The 20,927-nt window shown below is 59.9% G+C and carries 19 protein-coding genes; 8 read left to right on the top strand and 11 right to left on the bottom strand.

What is annotated here, in order from left to right; translation table 11 throughout:
* Positions 1-23: 23 nt before the first annotated feature.
* From AC061P_RS09620 to AC061P_RS09595, 6 genes are read right to left on the bottom strand one after another with little or no spacing between them, the layout of a single operon-like run.
* The gene (locus AC061P_RS09620; RefSeq protein WP_480391074.1) at positions 24-1,706 is read right to left on the bottom strand and encodes a thiamine pyrophosphate-binding protein; all 1,683 of its coding nucleotides are present in this window, start codon (positions 1,704-1,706) and stop codon (positions 24-26) included.
* Between the two features lie 8 nt (positions 1,707-1,714).
* Complete coding sequence (locus AC061P_RS09615; RefSeq protein WP_449647098.1) at positions 1,715-3,397, bottom strand: amidohydrolase; 1,683 nt, start codon at positions 3,395-3,397, stop codon at positions 1,715-1,717.
* Between the two features lie 19 nt (positions 3,398-3,416).
* On the bottom strand, positions 3,417-4,433 hold the full coding sequence (locus AC061P_RS09610; RefSeq protein WP_480391073.1) for a C-terminal binding protein: 1,017 nt from the start codon (positions 4,431-4,433) through the stop codon (positions 3,417-3,419).
* A complete protein-coding gene (locus AC061P_RS09605) occupies positions 4,423-5,205 on the bottom strand; it encodes an amino acid ABC transporter ATP-binding protein (protein ID WP_449647096.1) in 783 nt (260 codons plus the stop codon). Before AC061P_RS09605 ends, AC061P_RS09610 begins: the two co-directional genes overlap by 11 nt.
* 2 nt (positions 5,206-5,207) lie before the next feature.
* Entirely contained in the window at positions 5,208-5,957 is a 750-nt protein-coding gene (locus AC061P_RS09600; RefSeq protein WP_010203270.1) for an amino acid ABC transporter permease, read from the bottom strand.
* 60 nt (positions 5,958-6,017) lie between these two features.
* A complete protein-coding gene (locus AC061P_RS09595; RefSeq protein ID WP_449647095.1) occupies positions 6,018-6,872 on the bottom strand; it encodes a transporter substrate-binding domain-containing protein in 855 nt (284 codons plus the stop codon).
* 234 nt (positions 6,873-7,106) lie between these two features.
* Here AC061P_RS09595 and AC061P_RS09590 point away from each other — a divergent pair, with 234 nt between their 5' ends.
* Positions 7,107-8,051 (top strand): Lrp/AsnC family transcriptional regulator, encoded by a 945-nt coding sequence (locus tag AC061P_RS09590; protein WP_480391072.1) that lies wholly within the window; start codon positions 7,107-7,109, stop codon positions 8,049-8,051.
* Here the strand turns inward: AC061P_RS09590 and AC061P_RS09585 are convergent.
* Both AC061P_RS09585 and AC061P_RS09580 read right to left on the bottom strand, forming a co-directional pair.
* A complete protein-coding gene (locus AC061P_RS09585; protein ID WP_480391071.1) occupies positions 8,048-9,127 on the bottom strand; it encodes an N-acetyltransferase family protein in 1,080 nt (359 codons plus the stop codon). The two genes, AC061P_RS09590 and AC061P_RS09585, sit on opposite strands and share 4 nt — an antisense overlap.
* Before the next feature lie 71 nt (positions 9,128-9,198).
* The gene (locus AC061P_RS09580) at positions 9,199-10,152 is read right to left on the bottom strand and encodes a PLP-dependent cysteine synthase family protein (protein ID WP_480391070.1); all 954 of its coding nucleotides are present in this window, start codon (positions 10,150-10,152) and stop codon (positions 9,199-9,201) included.
* 210 nt (positions 10,153-10,362) lie between these two features.
* Here AC061P_RS09580 and smc point away from each other — a divergent pair, with 210 nt between their 5' ends.
* Positions 10,363-13,971: a chromosome segregation protein SMC gene (smc, locus tag AC061P_RS09575; protein WP_480391069.1), complete on the top strand. Its 3,609-nt coding sequence runs from the start codon at positions 10,363-10,365 to the stop codon at positions 13,969-13,971.
* A gap of 29 nt (positions 13,972-14,000) precedes the next feature.
* Here the strand turns inward: smc and AC061P_RS09570 are convergent, their stop codons facing one another.
* The gene (locus AC061P_RS09570; protein WP_449647090.1) at positions 14,001-14,564 is read right to left on the bottom strand and encodes a histidine phosphatase family protein; all 564 of its coding nucleotides are present in this window, start codon (positions 14,562-14,564) and stop codon (positions 14,001-14,003) included.
* Between the two features lie 55 nt (positions 14,565-14,619).
* Between AC061P_RS09570 and ftsY the strand changes: the two genes are divergently transcribed.
* A complete protein-coding gene (gene ftsY / locus AC061P_RS09565) occupies positions 14,620-15,489 on the top strand; it encodes a signal recognition particle-docking protein FtsY (RefSeq protein ID WP_449647089.1) in 870 nt (289 codons plus the stop codon).
* Here the strand turns inward: ftsY and AC061P_RS09560 are convergent.
* Positions 15,486-16,007 carry a gamma carbonic anhydrase family protein gene (locus AC061P_RS09560; protein WP_480391068.1) on the bottom strand — a complete coding sequence of 174 codons (522 nt, stop codon included), beginning with the start codon at positions 16,005-16,007 and terminating at the stop codon, positions 15,486-15,488. The genes ftsY and AC061P_RS09560 overlap by 4 nt on opposite strands.
* A gap of 30 nt (positions 16,008-16,037) precedes the next feature.
* Entirely contained in the window at positions 16,038-16,919 is an 882-nt protein-coding gene (locus tag AC061P_RS09555; protein ID WP_480391067.1) for an LLM class flavin-dependent oxidoreductase, read from the bottom strand.
* 77 nt (positions 16,920-16,996) lie between these two features.
* Here AC061P_RS09555 and ffh point away from each other — a divergent pair, with 77 nt between their 5' ends.
* The 5 genes from ffh (at position 16,997) to rimM (ending at position 20,914) form a co-directional block, all read left to right on the top strand.
* Positions 16,997-18,565 carry a signal recognition particle protein gene (gene ffh, locus AC061P_RS09550; RefSeq protein ID WP_449647086.1) on the top strand — a complete coding sequence of 523 codons (1,569 nt, stop codon included), beginning with the start codon at positions 16,997-16,999 and terminating at the stop codon, positions 18,563-18,565.
* Between the two features lie 90 nt (positions 18,566-18,655).
* The gene (locus tag AC061P_RS09545; RefSeq protein ID WP_449647085.1) at positions 18,656-19,438 is read left to right on the top strand and encodes an LLM class F420-dependent oxidoreductase; all 783 of its coding nucleotides are present in this window, start codon (positions 18,656-18,658) and stop codon (positions 19,436-19,438) included.
* Positions 19,439-19,630: 192 nt separating this feature from the next.
* Positions 19,631-20,080, top strand: coding sequence for a 30S ribosomal protein S16 (gene rpsP, locus AC061P_RS09540; protein ID WP_449647084.1), 450 nt, complete (start codon positions 19,631-19,633; stop codon positions 20,078-20,080).
* A gap of 3 nt (positions 20,081-20,083) precedes the next feature.
* Positions 20,084-20,320 (top strand): RNA-binding protein, encoded by a 237-nt coding sequence (locus AC061P_RS09535; protein ID WP_009772699.1) that lies wholly within the window; start codon positions 20,084-20,086, stop codon positions 20,318-20,320.
* Positions 20,321-20,323: 3 nt separating this feature from the next.
* Positions 20,324-20,914: a ribosome maturation factor RimM gene (gene rimM, locus AC061P_RS09530; RefSeq protein WP_480391066.1), complete on the top strand. Its 591-nt coding sequence runs from the start codon at positions 20,324-20,326 to the stop codon at positions 20,912-20,914.
* The last annotated feature ends 13 nt before the right edge of the window (positions 20,915-20,927 follow it).

Genomic DNA, 20,927 nt, shown 5'->3' with positions numbered 1-20,927 from the left:
GGTGGCGCGAACCGCCGAGAGGGCTAGCCGTGTGCGGCTTCGAAGATGGCGAGCGGAACGTGCACAAGGGCGAGCCCCGGAGTCGCAATGGCCTGAGCTACGGTCTCCGTGAGTTGCTCGGGCTGGGTCACCGAAAAGCCATGACCACCGAAAGCCGCAGAGAGCACCGACCAATTGGGCTGCGCGAGTACCACTCCGACAGGAGTGATGCCTCGGTCGCGTTCGTTCTGGTTGATTTCGGCATAGCCGCCGTTGTCGACACACACGATCGTGACATCGAGGCCCTGCTCGACGGCGGTCGCGAATTCCTGCACAGCAAACATCAGTGCGCCATCGCCAAGAACACACACGACGGGACGGTCGGGTGAGGCCACCTTGGCTCCGAGAGTCGCGGGGAGGCCGTAGCCGAGCGTCGCGTAGGCGGGTGTGTAAAGGAACGAGTGCGAGGTCTCCTGGCGAACGACGCTTGCCATCCCGAAATACGTGATCTGTGAGGAATCACCCGCGATGATCGCGTTCTCGGGGATCGCATCGTTAATCAGGGCCGCCACTCGGTGCAGCGTCGGTGACACTTCTTGAGCTTCACGAACCGCGGTTTCGCGCACGGCGTCGAGTTCCGCAGCCGTTGTCGCGTTGCCCGTGATGGGCTGTGCCGCCAGAGCGTCGCGCAACTGACCAACGATCACCGCGCTGTCTCCCACCAGCCCGAGATCGCTGGCGACGTTCTTGTTGAGTTGCGACTCCAAGACGTCGATGCGGATGACCGTGCCAGCCGGCGCGATAACGCCGCCCCACAGCTCCGCTTCGCCCAGCTTTGAGCCAATGATGAGTACGGCATCCGAGGCATTGATGAGCTCGTGGATGACGGGCAAACGGATCTCGGAGGCCAGCGAAAGCGGGTGAGTCTCCGGAATCGACGCCTTGCCATTGAGTGTTGTCACGACGGGCGCGCCCAGCGATTCGGCGAGAGCGGTGAGCTCGCTGCCGATACGGCTCGCACCGCCACCAGCGATGATGACGGGATGCGCGGCAGCGGCCAAGATCTCGGCGGCGCGTTCGACGGCACCGGCATCAGCGGCGGCGCGGGCACGCTCAGGGCGGGCCTGCAGCAATTCTTCCGGGCAATCGCTCGCTGACTCGAGCACATTGAGAGGAATCTCGATGTGCACGGGGCGCGGGCGACCATAGCGGAACAGCTCGAAGGCGTCGTGAACGGCGGTGACGGCATCCGTTGCGCTCGTCACTCGACGGCTCCACTCCACGATGGCGCCAGCGGCGCCCGTGGAATCTTTCGTCTCGTGCAGGGCGCCATTGTCGGCGAACTCGCTGCCTTCGGCGACGCCGGGGGAGATGAGGATCATCGGGCGGGATTCGCAATATGCGGTGCCCGCGCCCGACAGAGCGTTGAGCAGGCCGGGGCCGGAGGTGGTGATCACGACACCGGGCAGTCCGGTCTGCTGCGACCAGCCATCGGACCCATAGCTCGCGCCCTGCTCATGGCGAGTCGTCACCGGGTGGATGCCGAGTGCGCTCAGAGGGCGGTACAACTCGAGGTTGTGGGTTCCGGGAATCCCAAACACGGTGTCGATTCCGTAGTTGCGCAGCACCGTCATGATGGCAAGGCCTGCGTTGTTGACATCGACGCCCACGGCAGAGGCCGTTGCCGCAGCCTCAGCGGTGTAGTTGTCGTTCGTGGTCGTAGTCATCGCCGTGCTCACTTCGCTTCGGCGCTGTACTGGCGAACGCCATCAACCCAGGTTTCAGCGACAGCGATCTCGCCAATTTGGGCACATTCGGTTTCGAAAATATCGGCGGTGAGCACGGCAAAGTCGGCACGTTTGCCGACCTCGAGGCTGCCGAGGTCATCTTCGCGACCCAGAGAATAGGCGGCGTTGATGGTGTGAGCGCGCAACGCCTGTTCCCGAGAAATCGCGAGGCTGTCTGGGCCTAGCTGGGTGCCACGACGAGTGATGCGCGTGGTCGCCGCCTGAATGGCTTCGAGCGGGCGCGGGTCGGCGACTGGCGCATCCGAACTGATCGTGATCGGAACGCCAGCAGCAGCAAACTCGCCAAGAGGGTTGAAGCGCTCGCCGGGAGTGCCGATGGCCTGTTCAACACCCTCACCCCAGTTGAAGTGGTGCTGCGGCTGGTTGACGGGCCGGATGCCGGCCGTCGCCATCCGTGAAATGTGGTCGGCGGTGGGCAGGCCGCAGTGTTCGATGCGGTGCCGGGCGTCACTGTCTGGGTGCTCGGCTTGGGCCGCTTCGATCGCGTCAACAACCATCTCGATTGCGGTCGGCGATTGCGCGTGGGTTGCCGTCTGGAGGCCAACGGCGTGAGCGCGGCTGATGAGCGCCTTGTAGTCGGCGGGCTCGTGGTACAGCTGACCGGTGCGGCAGGGGTCTCCGACGTAGCCGTCGGGGAAGTACGCGGTCCAGCCGCCGAGCGTACCGTCCGCGTAGAACTTGATGCCCGAGAAACTCAAGTGGGCGTTACCGAAGGCGCCGTGCATCCCGGTCTCGATCGCTTCCTCGAGCAAGTGAGACAGCAGATACATCGAAATGCGCGTCTTGAGCTGGTTCTCCTCGGCTAGGCGCAAGTAGGTGTCGAATTCGCGACGCGACACCTGGGCGTCACCGATTGTCGTGACGCCACCCTGAAGGAAGGCATCCTGTGCCACAGCAAGTTGGCGCACGTGCTCAGCCGGGGTGTCGGCGAGGTGAAAGTTGGGGCCATGATGGCCGACCTTCACTCCGCCGAGACCAGTCAGAATGTTGCAGGCGGCATCCGAAAGTTCGCCCGTGAGATCGCCATCGACATCGCGGAAAAATTCGCCACCATCGGGGTTCTTGGTGTCACGATTGATGCCAAAAAGTTCGAAGGTGTAGCTGTTGACGACACCACCGTGGCCAGAAGCATTCATGAGGTACACCTCGCGGTCGAGAGCGACCTCGTCAAGCTCGGTGCGATGAGGGTGACGCTGTTCGGCAAGATTGCGCTGTTCATAGCCGTAACCGCGAATCGGCTGGCCCTCAGGTACAGTGTCAGCCGCAGCCTTCAGAAGCGCGACAATCTCAGGAATGTTCGACGCTTTGTTTGGACCACAATCCACCCAGCTCATCAGCTGACCGAGCATCAACGGGTGAGCGTGCGCATCAATGAAGCCAGGAACAATGACCTGAGCTCCGAGGTCGACACGCGACGGCGACGCTGGTGACAGCTGTGCGGCCGCGTCGAGACATTCGTCGACGGTTCCGACCGCGGCGATTGTGCCAGCAAACATGAGCATGGCATCCACGACAGTGTTGGCGGCATCCAGAGTGTGGATGGCTCGCGCGGTCACTACCGTGGGGGTGAATTCTGAAAGTGGCACATCAAAGGCCGAAAGCTTGCGCATGAGTACTCCGGTGGGGTTCTTAGTGAGTGGAGAGTGAGGGTGCCGCTAAGGGCACGAGAGGCGTGTCTGGTGTGCCGCGTTGGGCCCATGAGACAACGTTCTGGGCTTGCAGCCGCACGTATTCTGCTTCACTGCGACCAGAGAAGTACGCGATGTGCGGTGTGATGAGAGCACGAGGATGACCGAGGAGCGGATGCTCGGAGCTCGGCGGTTCGGCATCCAAGACATCGAGGCCAGCGCCAGCAAGGTGCCCGCTGTCGAGCGCTTCGCACAGTGCTGAACTATCGACGAGTCCGCCGCGGCTCACGTTGATGAGATAGGACAGCGGTTTCATCGAGCCAAGGAATGCGGCGTCGACCATGGCGGCGGTGTCGGCAGTGAGCGGCAGGTGCAGCGAGAGGAAATGTGAACTCGAACGAACCGTCGCGGCATCGACCCGGCGAACGCCAGCCGCTGCGAAGCGCGCACGAGTCTCGTCAGTGTCCGGAATGAACGGGTCGTAGCCGATAATCTCGCCGAATAGCGGGCGTGCAAGTTCGGCGAACTTCATACCGATCCTGCCCAACCCCATAAGGCCGAGAGTGCACTCGCTGAGGCGCGGTTGCACGAGAGCATCGCGGTCGTTCCACCGGCCGAAAACGACGGCCTGCTGTGAGAACGTGATGCCGCGTGCCAAGTGAAGCGCCATTGCCAGCGCGTGAGTCGCGACCTCTTCGGTGGCTGCGCCGACGATTGTCGTTACCCAGATTCCGTGCTCGGTTGCCGCATCCACATCCACGTTGTCAAAGCCCATCGACATCAGCGCGATGATCTTCACGGAGGGCATCCGCTCGATCATGGACCGCGTGATTTCGGCATAACCGACAAGCAACGCACTGGCGCCAGCGGCCCCGGCGACGATCGTTTCAGCATCCAGCGAATCGAGGTAGCTGACGTCGAACCCGGCGGAGCTGAGAAGCTCCCGCCCGGCACTGAAGTCGGTGCCATCGAGGTCGGTGTAGACGGCGCGAAGCACGCCGCCGGTGTTAGTGGACATGGCTCAAGAACTGCTTCGTGCGCTCATGCTGCGGGTTATCGAAGAACTCGCCAGGTTCGGCCTGTTCGACAATCACTCCGCTGTCGAAGAGGGTGACCTCATCGGCCGCGCGACGCGCAAATTTTACTTCGTGGGTGACCACAATCATTGTCATGCCGCCGGCAGCGAGGTTTTCCATGACCTCGAGCACTTCACCGACCAGCTCAGGGTCGAGTGCGGATGTTGGCTCGTCGAAGAGCATGACGTGCGGGTTCAGGACGAGTGCCCGCGCGATTGCAACCCGCTGCTGCTGACCTCCGGAAAGTTCGGAGGGAAAGTGCCGGTCGCGATCGCCGAGGCCCACTTTGTTGAGCATCAGGAAGGCGCGCTCGCGAGCTTCGGCTTTGCCGACTTTCTGCACTTCGGTGAGTGCGAGCACCACATTTTCGAGCGCGTTGAGATGCGGAAATAGGTTGAATTTCTGAAACACCATGCCGATATCGCGACGTTGCACTGCGAGTCTGCGCTCGGAGTGGTGCGCGATGCGGCCGTTGTTGTCTGAGGCGCCGATTCGATTGCCATCGAGGCTGATTTCTCCCCGGTCGGCAGGCTCGAGTAGTGCCATCAGGCGCAACATCGTCGATTTACCGGAACCGGATGGACCGAGAACTGCCTTGACTTGACCTTTGTTGATCTGGAATTCGACGCCCTTGAGAACTTCGGTTCCGTTGTACGCCTTGTGGAGGTTCGAAACTTGAAGGGTAGGAACGGTGTTCACGGTTTCTGTGCTCATGCTTACTTCTCCTTCGAGACCGTTGCGAGTGCCCGTGTGCTCAGGCTGATCGGGTCGGTGTTCTTCTTGACGCCACGAGACGTCCAAAGGAAACGTTTCTCGATCCGACTCTGCACGAGAGTGATAATCGTCACGATGACGAGGTAGTACATGATCGCGACGGTGTAGTACTCGGCGTAGCGGAAGGTGATGTTTACCCCGACTTGGGCGGTGGTGAGCAACTCTTTGAGCGAAATCACGGATGCCAGGGAGGAGTACTTGATGAGTCCAATGAATTCGTTGCCAGTCGGCGGCAGCGCGGTACGGATCGCCTGCGGCAAGACCACCCTGCGCATTACGGAGCCAGGTTTCATTCCCAGAGCGCGAGCGGCAAGTTCTTGACCGTCATCCACGCTGCTCAACGCTGAGCGAATGATTTCTGCCATGAAGGCTGCTTCGACCAAACCGAGACCGACGGATGCTGCCACGAACGGTGTGTACCAGTCAGAGCGAAGGGCGGGAAACATCTGGGGGAGTGCGTTCCACATGATGAGCAGAACGAGTAGCGCAGGCAGTGCCCGGAAGAACCAGACGTAGAGGTGTGCTGGAGCGCGAAGGTAGCGCTGCTTGGAGGTTCGCCCGATGGCGAGGAAGAAGCCGAGCACTGTGGCGATGACGAGCGAGCACGCTGCGACTCCGACGGAGATGAGTGCACCCCAGAGGTAGGCGGGGTTGACGAGTTGGGTGAAGAAGATTTCTGGATCAAAGATCATGTGGTGTGACTCCCTGGTTGTGGGTGGTCACGCGAGGTGACCACCCACAGTCGAGTGTTCTTAGTAGACGTCGACGATCGAGGCGTCGAGGTTGTAATCGGCGGCGATCTTCTCGAGAGTGCCGTTGTCGTAGAGGGCGCGGAGGGCCTCAGCAACTGCAGCCGTGAGTACGCCGTCCTTGGGGGTGAAGACTCCGAAGGTGGTGTCTGGGTCGAAGACGCCGTTGGCTACGGCGAGTAGTCCGTCATTCTGGGTGGCCATGTAGGCGGCTGCGACGTTGGTTTCGACAAGCACGTCGGACTTGCCGTTGATCACGGCGAGTACGGTTTCTGCAGTCTTGGGGTACTCGGTATTGGTGATGCCTTCTTTGCCATCTGCGATGCACTGGTCGCTGAGCTTCTGAACGCTCACCGTGTTGCTGGATGCTGCCTGCGTTGCAACGCGCAGTCCGCACAGGTCGGCGCCTTCTTTGAGCTTCGCTGCGAGGTCGGGTGCTGCCAGCGCTGCGGGACCCGCATTCATGACGGCGGAGGCGTCGGCGATCTGTAGGCGCTCTTCGCTCATGTAGAGGCCGCCGAAGATGACGTCGCAGCGGCCGGTCTGGAGTCCAGGCATGAGTCCGTCAAACGAGGTGATTTCGAATTTGGTTTCGACGCCCCAGTAGTCAGCAACGGCGCGGATGCCGTCAGCGTCGAAGCCGATGATGTCGCCGCCAGTCGAGTCTGCGTAGTACTCAAGGGGTGCGTATTCCGGGTCGATGCACGCGGTGAAGGCGTTGGCGTTAACGAGACCTTCAGGGGCGTTGGATGAGGTGGAGTCTGTGGTGTCTGTCGTGGCTTCAGTGCCAGCGGCACATCCGGTCAGCACTACCGCGAGCGATACTGCTGCGGCGATGCCCATGATCGATTTCTTCATTGTTTCTCCTGTGGCTGCAGAACGATTCATCCCCGGATGTGCTGGGGAGGGTGATTTGGTTCTGACCATTGTGTTCACACTCGGCACGAAAGTCAATGCATATTTGCAGTCCTGTAACCAAAAAGACGCAAATATGAAACGAAAGAGAGGTTTATGGAGGGAAAAACGTGGAATTTCACTCAATAAAGTGACAAAACGCTACGTTTTAGTAGTGGGTTGAGATAGTCTGGCCCCGTGGACCAGCTAACCGAGCAATCTTTCGCAATTCTGCGCCAGGACGGCCGAACGTCGTTCAGCGATATTGCGCGCCGACTTGACACCAACCGGGCAAGTGTCGCTAAGCGGTTGAACCCGCTACTCGTTTCTGGCGACATCCGAATCATCGCGGCCGTTCACCCACGGCTTCTCGGGCTGCACGTTCTCGCTCACTTGTCGATTCAGACAGAAGGCGATGCGGGAGAGCTCGCGGAACGAATTTGCGAGCTAAATTCGCCCGTGTTCGTCTCGGAGCGCACGGGCAAGTACCAACTGATTACCGAAGTACACACTGCGACGATGGCGGAACTGCACGAAGAGATTCGCGCGATTCGCGCCTGCGACGGCGTAGTCGACGTGCAGGTGATGATCTATGAACGAACGCTCAAAAGCTTCTTCCTTGGAGAAGAACCTGCCCTGGCAGATTTGCCGCTCGATGCGACTGATCTTAAGTTGATGGAACTGCTCCAAATTGACGGACGCATGGGCTACGCCGAACTCGCTGAAGCCGTTGACCTATCGATCAGTGGATGTCGCACCCGCATTAGCCGCCTCACCGAAACCGGGGCGATGCGCATTGGCCTCTTGCGTGAACGCACCGATATGACCTCGCATCTAACGTTCGGTTTTGGATTCATCACCATGGGAAATGCCGACCCGCTCGTGCGACTTATTGATGAGCAACCGGGGGTGGAGTTCATGGCACGCACGATAGGTCGGTTCGATTTCGTGACAACCATCTCGTTTCCTACTCTCAGTGATTTTAATGACTTTGTGGCGGAACTTCGCGCGCTGACCAGCGTGAAGTCATTGGAGACGTGGCTGCACGCCCGGATTCACAAGGAGCGCTATCAGCACAGCTTGCATCGCATCCGTGAGGGTGCCGTGGCTCTCGCAGCTCATACGGATTCTGCTGCAATTTAGTCGCCCGCAGTGAGAACCCGCTTCCACACTCCTTGGTATCCGATAGGGACAAAGCCGACGGCCTCATTGGTGGAGAGCATATGACGGTTCTCTTCTGCGTTGTAAGTGATCACAGAGGGGTGTCCCGGCGAGACTCGTTCGAGGTGAGCCAGGTTGACAACCTTAAGCAACATCCCCAGGCGGTGTCCTCGATGCTCGTCGAGCACAATGGTGCCTCCCTGGTTGACGGCGCGGTTGGTTTCTTGCGGCACGGCCAGCGCGGTGTACCCGACAAGAGCGCCGGTCTCGACGTGCTCAACTGCAGCGTAAACCATGGTGAGTGAGCTGGCGGCGAGACGACTTTGGTACTCCAGAAGTCGCTCCACCGACCAAATGTCTTCTGGGGGCTCGAGGCCGGCGGAAGGTTCATCGGTGCTCATGCGGGTATAGAGAAGCGCAAGATCCGTTTGCCACCGCTCGGGGCAGATGTCGACCCACTCGTGCACGGCGTAGTCGCGATTGAGATGGTCAATTGCATCGTCGACTAGTGATCGCACACCCGTCACGGGCAGTGCAAGTCGACTCACTCGTTCGACCTGTTCAAAGCTGAAGCCGTGAGCAAACAAGAACTGAGTTTCGGAGTTGTCTTTCGGCACCGCGCCAAACCCAGTAGGTGCTGCAATGACAGGGCCATCGCTCAACGCGGCCGGAGCGTACATGTGCACCTGACGTTTGTTGTCAGCCCGGGCGATACTCTCTAGCTCGGCGAGTAGTGCGCTCCCTAGCCCGCGCCGTGTGTAGTCAGGATGCACGTGAGCGATCACCCATGCAGTATCCGCGTCGTCGCCAACCGTTGTCTCGTAGGTGCCGGAGCCGACAACGCGGCCATCGATCGTCGCCACGATCATCCGAAACTTCTCAAATTCACTTGGCTGCCACAGTCCGAACTCTTCTGTGAGATCAAAGGCCGTATCGGTCGTGCCAAACGCAAGTTCGTAACTGAGGTTGCCCAGCGCGATGGCCTGGCAAAATTTGTCGCTGCGGGTGGGATCAAGTTCCCGCGGAATCTCAACGGTAGCAATATCGAACTCTGACATGAGCGCACCAATCTGGCTGGTTGGGTGCTACTGAGGTAGCCGACCAGAATACTCTCGTGGACGCCAGAGGATCAAGCGATTGCTTGGCGGGTGAACAGATCGTCGTCGAGGTACTTCAGGCCCGTGTCGCACGCGACGGTCACGACTACTTTGCCTGGCCCGAGCTCCCTGGCAAGCTCGAGTGCGGCAGCAACGTTCAGCCCAGAAGAGGTGCCGACTAGGAGCCCCTCCTGCTCGGCTAACTGCCGACATGTTTTTCGTGCCACGGCCTCGTCGATTGCCCGAGCGTCGTCATACAGCTCGCTGTCGAGAAGGGGAGGGAGGAAACCTACCCCGATGCCCTCAACGTGGTATTGTCCGGGGTGCCCGAGGGTAAGCAGGGGCGCCGACGCGGGTTCGAGCGCAACTACTCGAGTGCTTGAGGAGTTGTCCTTGAGTACCCCCGCGACCCCCATCAGCATCCCAGCGGTACCGACAGCACCACAGAAAGCGTCGATTCCTTCCGGGAATTGGGAGAGGAGCTCGTGCCCGATCCCGGCATACCCGATGAGGGAGTCGGCGTTGTTGAACTGGTCGGTCTGGTAATAGCCACCCTGAGCTGCGATGGTGGCGGCAACCGAAATCATCTCCGGGATGAGTTCGGGAGTAATTTCCCCACTGGGACTATGAACGACCGTGAGCTGAGCCCCGAATGCCCGCATGGTGTTGAGCTTGGCAACAGCAAAGGCGTCTGAAGAGACGGCGTGAAAACTGTAACCTTTTGCCGCGCAAATAAAGGCAAGCGACGATCCGGTACTACCGCCGGTGTATTCGATCACCGTCAGGTCCCGGGTAAGCGCACCGCGTTCCTCAGCCTCTTCGATCATGGCGAGTGCCATTCGGTCCTTATAGGAGCCGGTGGGATTGAAACCTTCGAGCTTGACAAATACCGCAGCAGAATCTGGCGAAACAAGGCGCCGAAGCTGAACAACCGGCGTGTTTCCGATGGCGTCGAGAGCTGTACTTGCTGGCAGTGGGGGACGCATTGGATCTCCAAATCCTTACCCCCAGCGGCACGAGGACGCGCACGCGACTGGGACCAGTTGACTCCTCGGGTGTGCCGATGTCAATGGTCATTAGTTGCGCGTGGCTTCCTGCGCGGCAGAACGGCGGAACCCCGCGCATCCGGTACCGTATACCAAGGTTCTGACCAGCAACTTGGCCAGAGACTCGGCCAGCAGAGACAGGGCGGTGACGTGTACCTCAAGAGTTTGACCCTCAAGGGGTTCAAGTCGTTCGCTCAACCAACCACTTTTGCTTTCGAGCAGGGTGTGACGTGTGTCGTCGGCCCCAATGGTTCTGGCAAGTCGAATGTCGTGGATGCTCTCGCCTGGGTTATGGGCGAGCAGGGTGCCAAAACTTTGCGCGGCGGCAAGATGGAAGACGTCATCTTCGCTGGAACCGCCACGAAGGGTCCCCTCGGTCGTGCCGAGGTAGTTCTCACTATCGACAATGCGGATGGCGCGCTACCGATTGAATACAGCGAAGTCACCATCAGCCGCACCCTGTTCCGCAATGGCGGCAGCGAATATGCGATCAATGGCAGCCAGTGCCGCCTCCTCGACGTTCAAGAACTCCTGAGCGATTCCGGTCTCGGCCGCGAAATGCACGTCATCGTTGGCCAAGGCCAGCTCGATGCGGTGTTGCACGCGAGCCCCGAAGACCGTCGCGGATTCATCGAAGAAGCGGCCGGCATCCTCAAGCACCGTCGTCGCAAAGAGAAGACTCTGCGCAAGCTCGACGCGATGCAGGCGAACCTCACGCGGCTCTCTGACCTGGCGGGGGAGATCCGTCGCCAGCTCAAGCCGCTCGGACAGCAGGCCGAGATTGCCAAAGAGGCAGCATCGATTGCCTCCATTGTGCGGGATGCTCGCGCCCGCCTCCTCGCCGACGAGGTCGTAGAACTGCGCTCAAGCATCAACGATTTCAGCCGCAACGAAAGCGAACGCAAAACTCAGCGCATCGTGCTGCAGGAACAACTCGACCAGAACAAGCTTCGTGAAGCTCGCCTCGAGCAAGCACAGGTTGGTGACGCCGTTGATGAGGCCCGTCGGGTGTCATTTGGTCTCGAGTCTGTGCAAGAACGCCTGCGTAGTTTGTACACGCTCGCCAACCAGCGGCTATCGCTACTCGGTCAACAGAGTGATGCTCCCACCTCAGGCAACACCGTAAGCCAGATGCTCGTCGATGAAGTGAAAGCTGAAGCTGACGCACTTGCCGCCGGAGTTGAGGACGCCGAAAAGGCTGTCGGCGCTGCCGCAGCTGCAACGGCAACGGCCAAAGCGGCTCTCGATTCGCTCGACGAAGAAATTGCCGCCCAGAGCGCCCTAGTCTCGCGCCATGAGTTGGAGAGTGCAGGCCTCACCGCGCGCGTAGAAGTCGCAACGTCAACCCTGACTGCCGCGCAGGGTGAACTTGTTCGCCAACAGCAGGCTCTCGCTGAAGCGCAGTCTCGTCGTGAAGCAGCTCAGGCCGAGTTCGAGGCCCTCGAGGGTGAAGCAAACAATTCGACCACCGAATCTGACGGGTCGCTCGATAAGGCCTACGAGGCTGCTGAGGCGAAAGTCGCGAGCATCCAAGTAGACATCGAGTCCCTTCGTGATGCCCTTCACGCGTCCGAACGTGAACGGGAGGCTCTCGCCGCGCGAAACTCGGCGCTGTCTCTCGCGGTCGATCAGAAAGATGGCTCGAGCGCGCTCGTTGCTGCCAAACTTTCGGGCATCCGTGGGCTCGTCGCCGAGCATGTGAAGATCACCCCCGGTTATGAGGCGGCAATTGCTGCAGCCCTCGGAACACTGGCGGATGCCGTACTGGCCGACGATCGTGATTCCGCGATCGACGCGCTCGCCGAATCTTCCCGTCGTGATTTTGGTCGAGTTGAAGTTGTCGTAGCCAACGCCGCGACGTCAGCAGTATCGCTTGGCACAGCCGCCGGAACGTTACCGGCATCTGAGGTTGCTACGGCACCCGATGGCGTGCACGGGCTCTTGGCTCACGTGCTCATTGCCGATGACCTCGAGGCTGCCCGCGCCGCCTACAGCTCACTCTCCAATGCCGCCGACATCACTTTTGTCACACTCCAAGGTGACGTGCTCACTCAATTCGTGTTGCGCGGTGGCTCTGGTGCCAAGCGTTCACGACTCGAACTTGTTGCCGAACGGGATTCCGCAGCCGAGAAACTCGGTGTCGTCACGACACAAATCGAGCGCACCAGTTTCGAACTCGATGAGAAGCGCCGCGAGCTGGTCTCAGCCAAGACGGATGCCGAAGCCGCTCTCGTAGAACTGCGCGAATACGACGCTCAGTTGGCCGCGCAATCAGAGCTCCTCGGCCGACACCGTATCCAGGCGGATGCCGCCCAGGCGGAATGCGACCGCCTTGCCCGTGCCGTCGATATCGCGTCTCAATCGGTGGCCGATGCCACTGCCGAAGTGGGGCGAGCTCAGACCGCCGCCGACGAGTACCAGTCGGCACCTCGGCCCATGCTCGATGTCTCGCAGCGTGATCCGATGCTCGACGAAGTGGAGACCGCTCGGGCTCACGAGGTTGAGCAACGCATCCAGCTTGAGACTATCCGGGAGCGGGTGCGTGCTGAGCGTGCCCGGGCTGAGCAGCTTGCTGCCCAGCTGGTGCGCGAGCGCGAAGCCGCCGCAGAGCAAGCCAGGCTTGCCGTCATCCGTCAACGGCAGATCGCCTCAGCGACGCGCGTCGGAGAAATGCTGCCGGCGGTGCTCGACTCTGTCGACCGCTCGCTGTCAGAAGCGCGAGTCGTTCTCGCGGCGAAAGAATCAGAACGCTCAGCCCAAAACCAAGAACTTTCTGGGCTTCGTCGCGAAGAATCAGCGTTGCGTGAACGACTATCGGCCGTGAGCGAAAGTGTGCACGGCCTAGAGATGCAGATCTACGAAAAGAAGCTGCACCTCTCCAGTTTGCTTGAACGCTCTGGTGAAGAACTCGGCCTAGTCGAAGATGTGCTCGTTGCGGAATATGGCCCGCAGGTCGCGGTGCCTAACGACATCGCGATCAACGCAGACGCAGACGCAGACGCAGACGCAGAGGCAGACGCAGAGGCAGACGCTGACGCCGGCACTCACGTCGACGTTGAGCCCGCGGCATCCGGTCGCCCGTTTGTTCGTGCTGAGCAAGAACTTCGTCTGCAGAAGGCTGAACGCAAGCTCGCGCGTCTGGGGCGGGTCAACCCTCTCGCGCTTGAGGAGTTCGAAGCCCTTGAGCAGCGCCACAAGTTCTTGACCGAGCAACTCACTGACCTCACGAACACGCGCAAGGATTTGTTGACGATCATCGATGAGCTCGACGAGAAGATGCAGGCCATCTTCTCGAGCGCTTTCGAAGACACCAAGAACGCGTTCAACGATGTCTTCCCCATCCTGTTCCCGGGGGGCACGGGGAGCATCTTCTTGACGAACCCGGATGAGCTACTCACGACGGGTATCGAAGTCACGGTAAAGCCTGCGGGTAAGAAGATCGAACGCCTCTCGCTGCTGAGCGGTGGAGAACGGTCGCTCGCTGCGGTTGCTCTGCTGATCGCGATCTTCAAAGCCCGCCCGAGCCCGTTCTACATCATGGACGAGGTTGAGGCAGCCCTCGACGACGCGAACCTTGGCCGTCTGCTCGCGATCTTTGAAGATCTCCGTCAGACCAGCCAGCTGATTGTGATCACGCACCAGAAACGCACGATGGAAATCGCCGATGCGCTGTATGGCGTGAGCATGCGTTCAGACGGAATCAGTGCGGTTGTCGGTCAGCGGGTCGCTAAAGAGACTGTGTCTGCCGAAACAAGCTAGGGCGCGGACCTCCTGATGAGCGTTGTTGGTTAGTCGACGCCCTCGAGCGGTTCGCCGTTGACGGTGTGCACGCACCATCCACTGCGCAGTTTTTCGATGGTCGAGATTGACCCGTTGAGGATGTGGTCGAAGTCGCGGCCAGCGAGCTCGGACAGTGTGTAGCGGATGATTGTGCCGTGGCAGACGACAATAACCTTCTTGCCCGGGTAATCGAGGGAGACCTCGTTGAGGGCTGCGATGCCGCGTTCGACGACGTTGTGCAGAGACTCGAGCCCGGGATAGCCGCTGTGGTTAGGCCAGCGCTCGTTGATCTGCGCGGTTGTGAGTCCTTCGCCTTCACCGTAGTTGCGCTCGATGAGGAGGTCATAGCTGCGACCCAACTCAAGCCCGAGACCGTCGGCGATGATCTGCGCGGTCTCACGGGCGCGCTGCAGGGGAGAACTGACGATTACATCCCACTCGGTGCCGCGCAGCAACTCGACAGCCTCGCGGGCTTGTTCGCGACCGATGTCGTTCAGCGGAATGTCGCTGGAACCTTGCATGCGTCCGGCAGCGTTCCAGTCAGTTTGGCCATGGCGAATCAATGAGAGCATCCAAAAACCCTAGCGCGGTTAGGGCATGTCACTTCACCTGCCTTAACCTGTAGCTATGGCAGCATCTTGGTCGCTTTCGGGCGCACTCAAATCTATGTTCGCGCGCGACACGATCGACGCTGAGACGTGGAGCGATCTCGAAGACGCAATGATCTCCGCTGACTTCGGCCCAGACATCACCGAGTCGGTCATCGATGAGTTGCGGGCGAGCGTCGCCAAATTCAAAACTGACGACCCGGCAGACCTGAAGCGGATGCTGCGCGAAACCCTCGAGGAACGCTTGGCTCGCCTCGACCCCACCCTCACTCTCAGCGCCCGCCCAGCGGTCGTGCTGGTTGTTGGGGTCAATGGCGTGGGAAAGACCACCACGATTGGCAAGTTTGCCAAGTTCTTGGTTGGCCACGGCCGCACTGTTGTTGTTGGTGCTGCTGACACGTTCCGTGCCGCAGCGGTTGAGCAGTTGGCGACGTGGGCTGAGCGCGGGGGAGCCGAGATTGTGCGCCCGCAGCAGCAGGGTCAAGATCCGGCATCCGTTGCTTTTCAGACGGTTGAGCGTGCCCAGCGCGAGGGTATCGACATCGCCATTATCGATACGGCTGGTCGTTTGCAGACGAAGAGCGGTCTGATGGATGAGTTGGGCAAGATCCGTCGTGTCGTCGAAAAGCAGACCGAGATCGCAGAAGTGTTGCTCGTGCTTGACGCGACAACCGGCCAAAACGGTGTCGCTCAGGCAGAAGCCTTCATCCAGCACGCGGGAGTCACGGGTCTGGTGATCACGAAGTTGGATGGTTCGGCTAAGGCTGGCTTTGTGCTTGCTGTGCAGGAGCGCACCGGCATCCCGATCAAACTTGTTGGGCAGGGTGAGGGCATCAACGACCTCACCGGTTTTACCCCGCACGTGTTTGTTCAGGGCCTTGTCGGCTAGCTGCTGACTGCTTTGTGCGCGGCCGCGATGTCGAGGTAGTGGGTCGCGTTTTGGCGCACGCCAGCGATTTCGTCATCACTGAGCTCCCGCCGCACTTTCGCGGGAACGCCTGCAACAAGTGATCGGGGCGGAACAATGGTGCCTTCGAGCACAACAGCGCCGGCGGCGACGAGCGATCCGGTGCCGATGACGGCTCCGTTGAGCACTGTTGCACTCATCCCAATGAGGCAGTCGTCTTCGACGGTGCAGCCGTGGAGAACGGCGCCGTGGCCCACGCTCACGCCAGAACCTACGGTGGTGGGAATGCCTTCATCGCAGTGCACGGTCACGTTGTCTTGAAGGTTTGAGCCTTCACCGATGGTTATTGAGTCGGTGTCTCCGCGCAGGACGGCACCGTAGAAGATGCTCGCGCGTTCGCCGAGGGTGACCTGCCCGATGAGTGTTGCGTTTGGTGCGACGAATGCGCTGTCGGCAATCTGAGGCGTCTGTCCGGCGAGAGTCACGATGAGTGCAGTCATTCCTCCACGCTAGCGCGATATCGCGTCACCCTACCGAGAGAAGCGGGAAGCAATCTCGATCAGCACACTTTCCTTACCGACGTAGATGCCCTCTTTGCGTGGCCAGTGGCCAATCACATCGGTGAAGCCAAGGGCTTCGGCGCGACCAACGGCGTCATCCCAGGCGCCGACGCTGTCGAGGCTGAATACGGGTGCGCCATCGAGGTTGAGATAGCGATCGAGACTTGCGGATGCCCGGCCGGCCTTTTCGAGGCTGGCATCCATTCGCGCGGATGACTCACCGACTACCTGCCACCACTCATCGAGCGTGTCAGCGGTGCGCCCGAGGGTGAGCCAGCCGTCGGCGAGTTCCGCAGCAAGCCTCAGACCCTTTGGCCCTTCCGCCGCGACCACGAATGGCAAGCGTGGTGCCCGGGCTGGAACCCCGACCATCCGCGCATTCACTGCGGTGAACCAGTCGCCGCTAAAGCTGATTCCGCCGCTGCCCGGTGTCTCGAAGCGAAGCAGTTCGTCGAGGCCGCGAACGAACTCTTCGAAACGGGCGTGACGTTCGCGCGGGCTGAGTTCAGGAATTCCGAGCACTGTGGAGTCAAAACCGGTGCCGCCAGAACCGACGCCGAGGAGAAAGCGGCCACCGCTCACATCGTCAAGCGTTGCCAATTCTTTGGCGAAGGTTACGGGATGCCGAAAGTTGGGGGAGGCGACGAAAGTGCCGAGCCCGATGCGACTAGTGACGCTCGCAGCCGCCGTCAGGGTGGGAACTGTGGCGTGCCACGTCTCGTCTGCGAGCGAACGCCACGACAAATGGTCGTAGGTCCACGCGTGATCGAAGCCGAGTTCTTCAGCTCGAATCCACTGGTTTTTGGCTTCAGCCCACGGCTGTTGGGGGAGGATTACGATGCCATATCTCACGTTCACACCCTACTCGGGCACGCTGTCAGCGCATTGCGTTCGCTCCCAGTGCCAAGACACCTTAAACTGGTGTGATCATGGCCACTTTTGGAAATCTCACCGACCGCCTCGCGGATACGTTCAAAAACCTGCGAGGCAAGGGCAAGCTCAGCGAAGCGGATGTCGACGGCACCGTTCGCGAGATTCGCCGTGCTTTGCTGGATGCTGACGTTGCGCTCGAGGTAGTCAAGGAGTTCACGGGCCGCGTTCGTGAACGTGCCCTTGGTCACGAGGTTTCTGGCGCTCTGAATCCTGCCCAGCAGGTGGTACAGATCGTAAACGACGAACTCATCACGATTCTGGGTGGCGAAGCTCGTCGCATTGAATTCGCGAAGAAGCCACCGACGGTCATCATGCTCGCCGGACTTCAGGGTGCAGGTAAGACGACGCTTGCCGGAAAGCTGTCGAAGTGGCTTGCCGCAGATGGTCACACGCCGCTGCTGGTCGCTGCCGACCTTCAACGCCCCAACGCAGTAACGCAACTCCAGGTTGTTGGTGAGCAGGCTGGTGTTGCCGTGTTTGCTCCCGAGCCTGGCAACGGCAAGGGTGACCCGGTCAAGGTTGCCAAGCAGGCTCTCAAGTTTGCGAAAGACAAGCAGCATGATGTGGTCATCATTGACACCGCTGGTCGTTTGGGTGTGGATGCCGAACTCATGAAGCAGGCAGCAAACATCCGCAAGGCTGTCGATCCCGACGAAGTGCTCTTCGTTATTGACGCGATGATCGGTCAAGACGCGGTCAAGACTGCCCGAGCCTTCCAAGATGGCGTGGACTTCACGGGTGTCGTGCTCTCAAAGCTCGATGGTGATGCCCGTGGTGGTGCTGCTCTCTCGGTTGCTTCGATCACCGGTCGCCCCATCATGTTCGCGTCAACGGGTGAGGGGCTCGACGACTTTGAGCCGTTCCACCCCGACCGCATGGCGAGCCGCATCCTTGACCTTGGTGACATCCTCACTCTCATTGAGCAGGCTCAGAAGACCTTCAATGAAGAAGAGTCCCGCAAGGTTGCCGAGAAATTTGCGACTGACAGCTTTACCCTCGATGACTTCCTGCAGCAGATGCAGCAACTCAAGAACATGGGCTCCATCAAGAGCATGTTGGGCATGCTGCCCGGTGCCAAGGGGATGCGTGAGCAGCTCGAGAATTTCGACGAGTCAGAAATTACGCGCACTGAAGCCATCATCCAGTCGATGACGAAGCAAGAGCGCACCGTGCCGAAGCTGCTCAATGGCTCGCGACGGGTGCGCATTGCTCGCGGTTCGGGAACGACCGTCACTGAGGTAAACGCCCTCGTGAACCGATTTGAGCAGGCCGCCAAAATGATGAAGACCGTTGCCAAGGGCGGAACGCCGCAGATTCCTGGCATGGGCCCGATTCCTGGTGGTCATGGCGGAAAATCAGCGCAGGCGAAAAAGGGTCAGAAGAAGAAAAGCTCCAAGTCTGGCAACCCTGCCAAGCGCGCTGCAGAAGAGGCAGCCCGCGCCCAGGGCGCTGTCGCGCCGGCAGCGGCAGCAGGCTCAGGCTTTGGTCTTGGTGGGTCGAAACCTGCTGCTGGCGGCCCATCGGCAGAAGAGTTAGAGAGTCTGCAAAAGTTCCTCGGGCGCTAGGCTGCTGCGCTTCTCGCGCATCCTGAGCAGTCAGTGTGGCGGGCGCTACTGCATCGTCGCGGTGTCGCTCCGACCGGATACTGTGGAGTTATGACTCAAAGCCGTCCCGTTCGCATTGCCGTCCAGCTTCAACCGCAACATGCCGAGTATTCGGTCATTCGAGACCGGGTTCGTGAACTCGAACAGCTTGGTGTTGATGTGCTTTTCAATTGGGACCACTTCTTCCCACTGTATGGAGAGCCGGATGGACTGCACTTTGAGGCGTGGACGGAACTGGCCTCCTGGGCTGAGCTGACGAGCCGGGTCGAGTTCGGCACCCTCGTTAACTGCAACAGCTACCGCAATCCTGACCTTCAGGCCGATATGGCTCGCACGCTCGATCACATCAGTGGGGGCCGTTTCATTTTCGGCACCGGCTCCGGTTGGTTCGAGCGTGACTACGACGAGTACGGTTACGAGTTCGGCACGGCCGGCTCACGATTGGATGCTCTCGCCGAGGCACTTCCTCGCATCGAGTCGCGCTGGGGCAAACTGAACCCGGCACCCACTCGCAAGATTCCCGTGCTGATCGGTGGCGGCGGAGAGAAGAAAACTCTCAAGCTCGTCGCGAAGCACGCTGACATTTGGCACAGCTTTGCCACCGGAGATGCGCTCGTTCACAAGTTGAGCGTGTTGGCAGGTCACTGCGAGGTCGTCGGTCGCGATATTAATGAGATTGAGCTGTCGAACGAACTTCGCGACAAGAGTGTCGAAGATGCCGACAGCATGCGCGAGCAGGGCATCACGCTCTTTACTTTGGGTATTACGGGCCCCGACTATGACCTCACGAGCACCAAGCAGTGGCTTTCTTGGCGGGATTCTCAGAACGACTAAGGTCACCTCTTTGGGGCTTTCTTCGCTATCGGTTCCCGAAGCGCTCAAAACTCTGGCAGAATAGGCGGTTGAGTCCTTCGTAGCCCGACCCTCTAATCGGCCCGAATGGAATCCACTAGAGCTTTTGTGCCGAGTGTGCCCCCACGCTCACGGCTAGCGGTTCGCCACCAAAACATTTAAATCAGGAGAATTGTGGCTGTAAAGATTCGTTTGAAGCGCATGGGCAAGATCCGTGCACCCTACTACCGCATCGTCATTGCCGACTCGCGCAAAAAGCGCGATGGTCGTGTCATTGAAGAAATCGGAAAGTACCACCCCACCGAGGAGCCCTCGTTCATCGAGGTCGAGTCCGAGCGTGCCCAGTACTGGTTGAGCGTTGGCGCGCAGCCTAGCCCGCAGGTTGAGGCAATCCTCAAGCTGACCGGCGACTGGGGCATCTTCAAGGGTGACAAGAACGCTGTTAGCACCGTCAAGGTCAAGGAAGCTAAGCCAGAGTTCCAAGCCGACGAGAAGAAGAAGCCAGTTCTCAAGCCCAAGGTTGAGAAGGCTGAACCTAAGGCTGAAGAGGCACCTGCTGCAGAAGCTCCCGTCGCTGACGAGGCTGCTGCTGAAGCACCAGCCGCTGACGCAGACAAGGCTTAGCAATTGCTCGCTCCCGCCCTCGAACACCTCGTCAAAGGTATCGTCGACCACCCCGAAGAGGTTCAGGTCGTTGCGAAGAACACGCAACGCGGTGAGCTTCTTGAGGTTCGCGTGCACCCAGAAGATCTCGGCCGTGTAATCGGTCGTGCTGGTCGCACCGCGAAAGCACTGCGTACGCTGATCACGGCTTTGGCCGATGGTCGCAAGGTACGTGTCGACGTAGTCGACACTGACTTCTAACCAGTGGGCGAAGTAAAGACACCCCGCGAAGGTCGCACACAGCTGCGAGTGGGGCGTCTGACGAAGGCTCATGGGCTCAAGGGAGCCGTCAAAGTAGAGATGTACACGGATGCCCCGGAACGACGTTTCGTTCCGGGCGCCGTGTTCTCTCTGCAAGTGCCAACAAGTTCTGCGTGGCATGGCAAGACACTTGAACTCATTGAGCTCAAGTGGTTTAACGCGCAGCCGGTCGCCTTCTTCAAAGGAGTGCTTGACCGCAGCGAGGCCGAAACTTTAGTGAAGGCCATCCTCTGGATCGATCACGATCCCAACGAAGAGCCAGAAGAAGATGCGTGGTTTGATCATCAACTCATCGGCCTCAAGGTCATCCGCGACGGCATCCAAGTTGGTACTCTCGCGCAGGTTGATCATTTTCCTGCGCAAGATCTGCTGACGGTTGATACAGAAAACGGCAACGTACTTGTCCCGTTCGTTAAGTCGATCGTTGCCAGTGTCGATCTCGAGACCGGCGAAATGGTTGTTACTCCTCCGCCTGGTCTGTTCGAAAATCTCGAAGACCTCGCAGACGACACTGAGACACCAGAAACCACATAGCCGTTAGGGTGAC

Source organism: Rhodoglobus sp. G.S.4, assembly GCF_056619605.1.
This window is presented reverse-complemented; position numbering and strand designations above follow the sequence as displayed.

What these genes read in the sequence shown, in the direction of transcription:
- AC061P_RS09545 (WP_449647085.1), top strand. Translation starts at nt 18,656, where the DNA reads ATGACTCAAAGCCGTCCCGTTCGCATTGCCGTCCAGCTTCAACCGCAA.
- AC061P_RS09610 (WP_480391073.1), bottom strand. Translation starts at nt 4,433, where the DNA reads ATGTCCACTAACACCGGCGGCGTGCTTCGCGCCGTCTACACCGACCTC.
- AC061P_RS09605 (WP_449647096.1), bottom strand. Translation starts at nt 5,205, where the DNA reads ATGAGCACAGAAACCGTGAACACCGTTCCTACCCTTCAAGTTTCGAAC.
- AC061P_RS09615 (WP_449647098.1), bottom strand. Translation starts at nt 3,397, where the DNA reads ATGCGCAAGCTTTCGGCCTTTGATGTGCCACTTTCAGAATTCACCCCC.
- AC061P_RS09620 (WP_480391074.1), bottom strand. Translation starts at nt 1,706, where the DNA reads ATGACTACGACCACGAACGACAACTACACCGCTGAGGCTGCGGCAACG.
- AC061P_RS09580 (WP_480391070.1), bottom strand. Translation starts at nt 10,152, where the DNA reads ATGCGTCCCCCACTGCCAGCAAGTACAGCTCTCGACGCCATCGGAAAC.
- AC061P_RS09585 (WP_480391071.1), bottom strand. Translation starts at nt 9,127, where the DNA reads ATGTCAGAGTTCGATATTGCTACCGTTGAGATTCCGCGGGAACTTGAT.
- ftsY (WP_449647089.1), top strand. Translation starts at nt 14,620, where the DNA reads ATGGCAGCATCTTGGTCGCTTTCGGGCGCACTCAAATCTATGTTCGCG.
- AC061P_RS09570 (WP_449647090.1), bottom strand. Translation starts at nt 14,564, where the DNA reads ATGCTCTCATTGATTCGCCATGGCCAAACTGACTGGAACGCTGCCGGA.
- AC061P_RS09560 (WP_480391068.1), bottom strand. Translation starts at nt 16,007, where the DNA reads ATGACTGCACTCATCGTGACTCTCGCCGGACAGACGCCTCAGATTGCC.
- AC061P_RS09595 (WP_449647095.1), bottom strand. Translation starts at nt 6,872, where the DNA reads ATGAAGAAATCGATCATGGGCATCGCCGCAGCAGTATCGCTCGCGGTA.
- ffh (WP_449647086.1), top strand. Translation starts at nt 16,997, where the DNA reads ATGGCCACTTTTGGAAATCTCACCGACCGCCTCGCGGATACGTTCAAA.
- AC061P_RS09600 (WP_010203270.1), bottom strand. Translation starts at nt 5,957, where the DNA reads ATGATCTTTGATCCAGAAATCTTCTTCACCCAACTCGTCAACCCCGCC.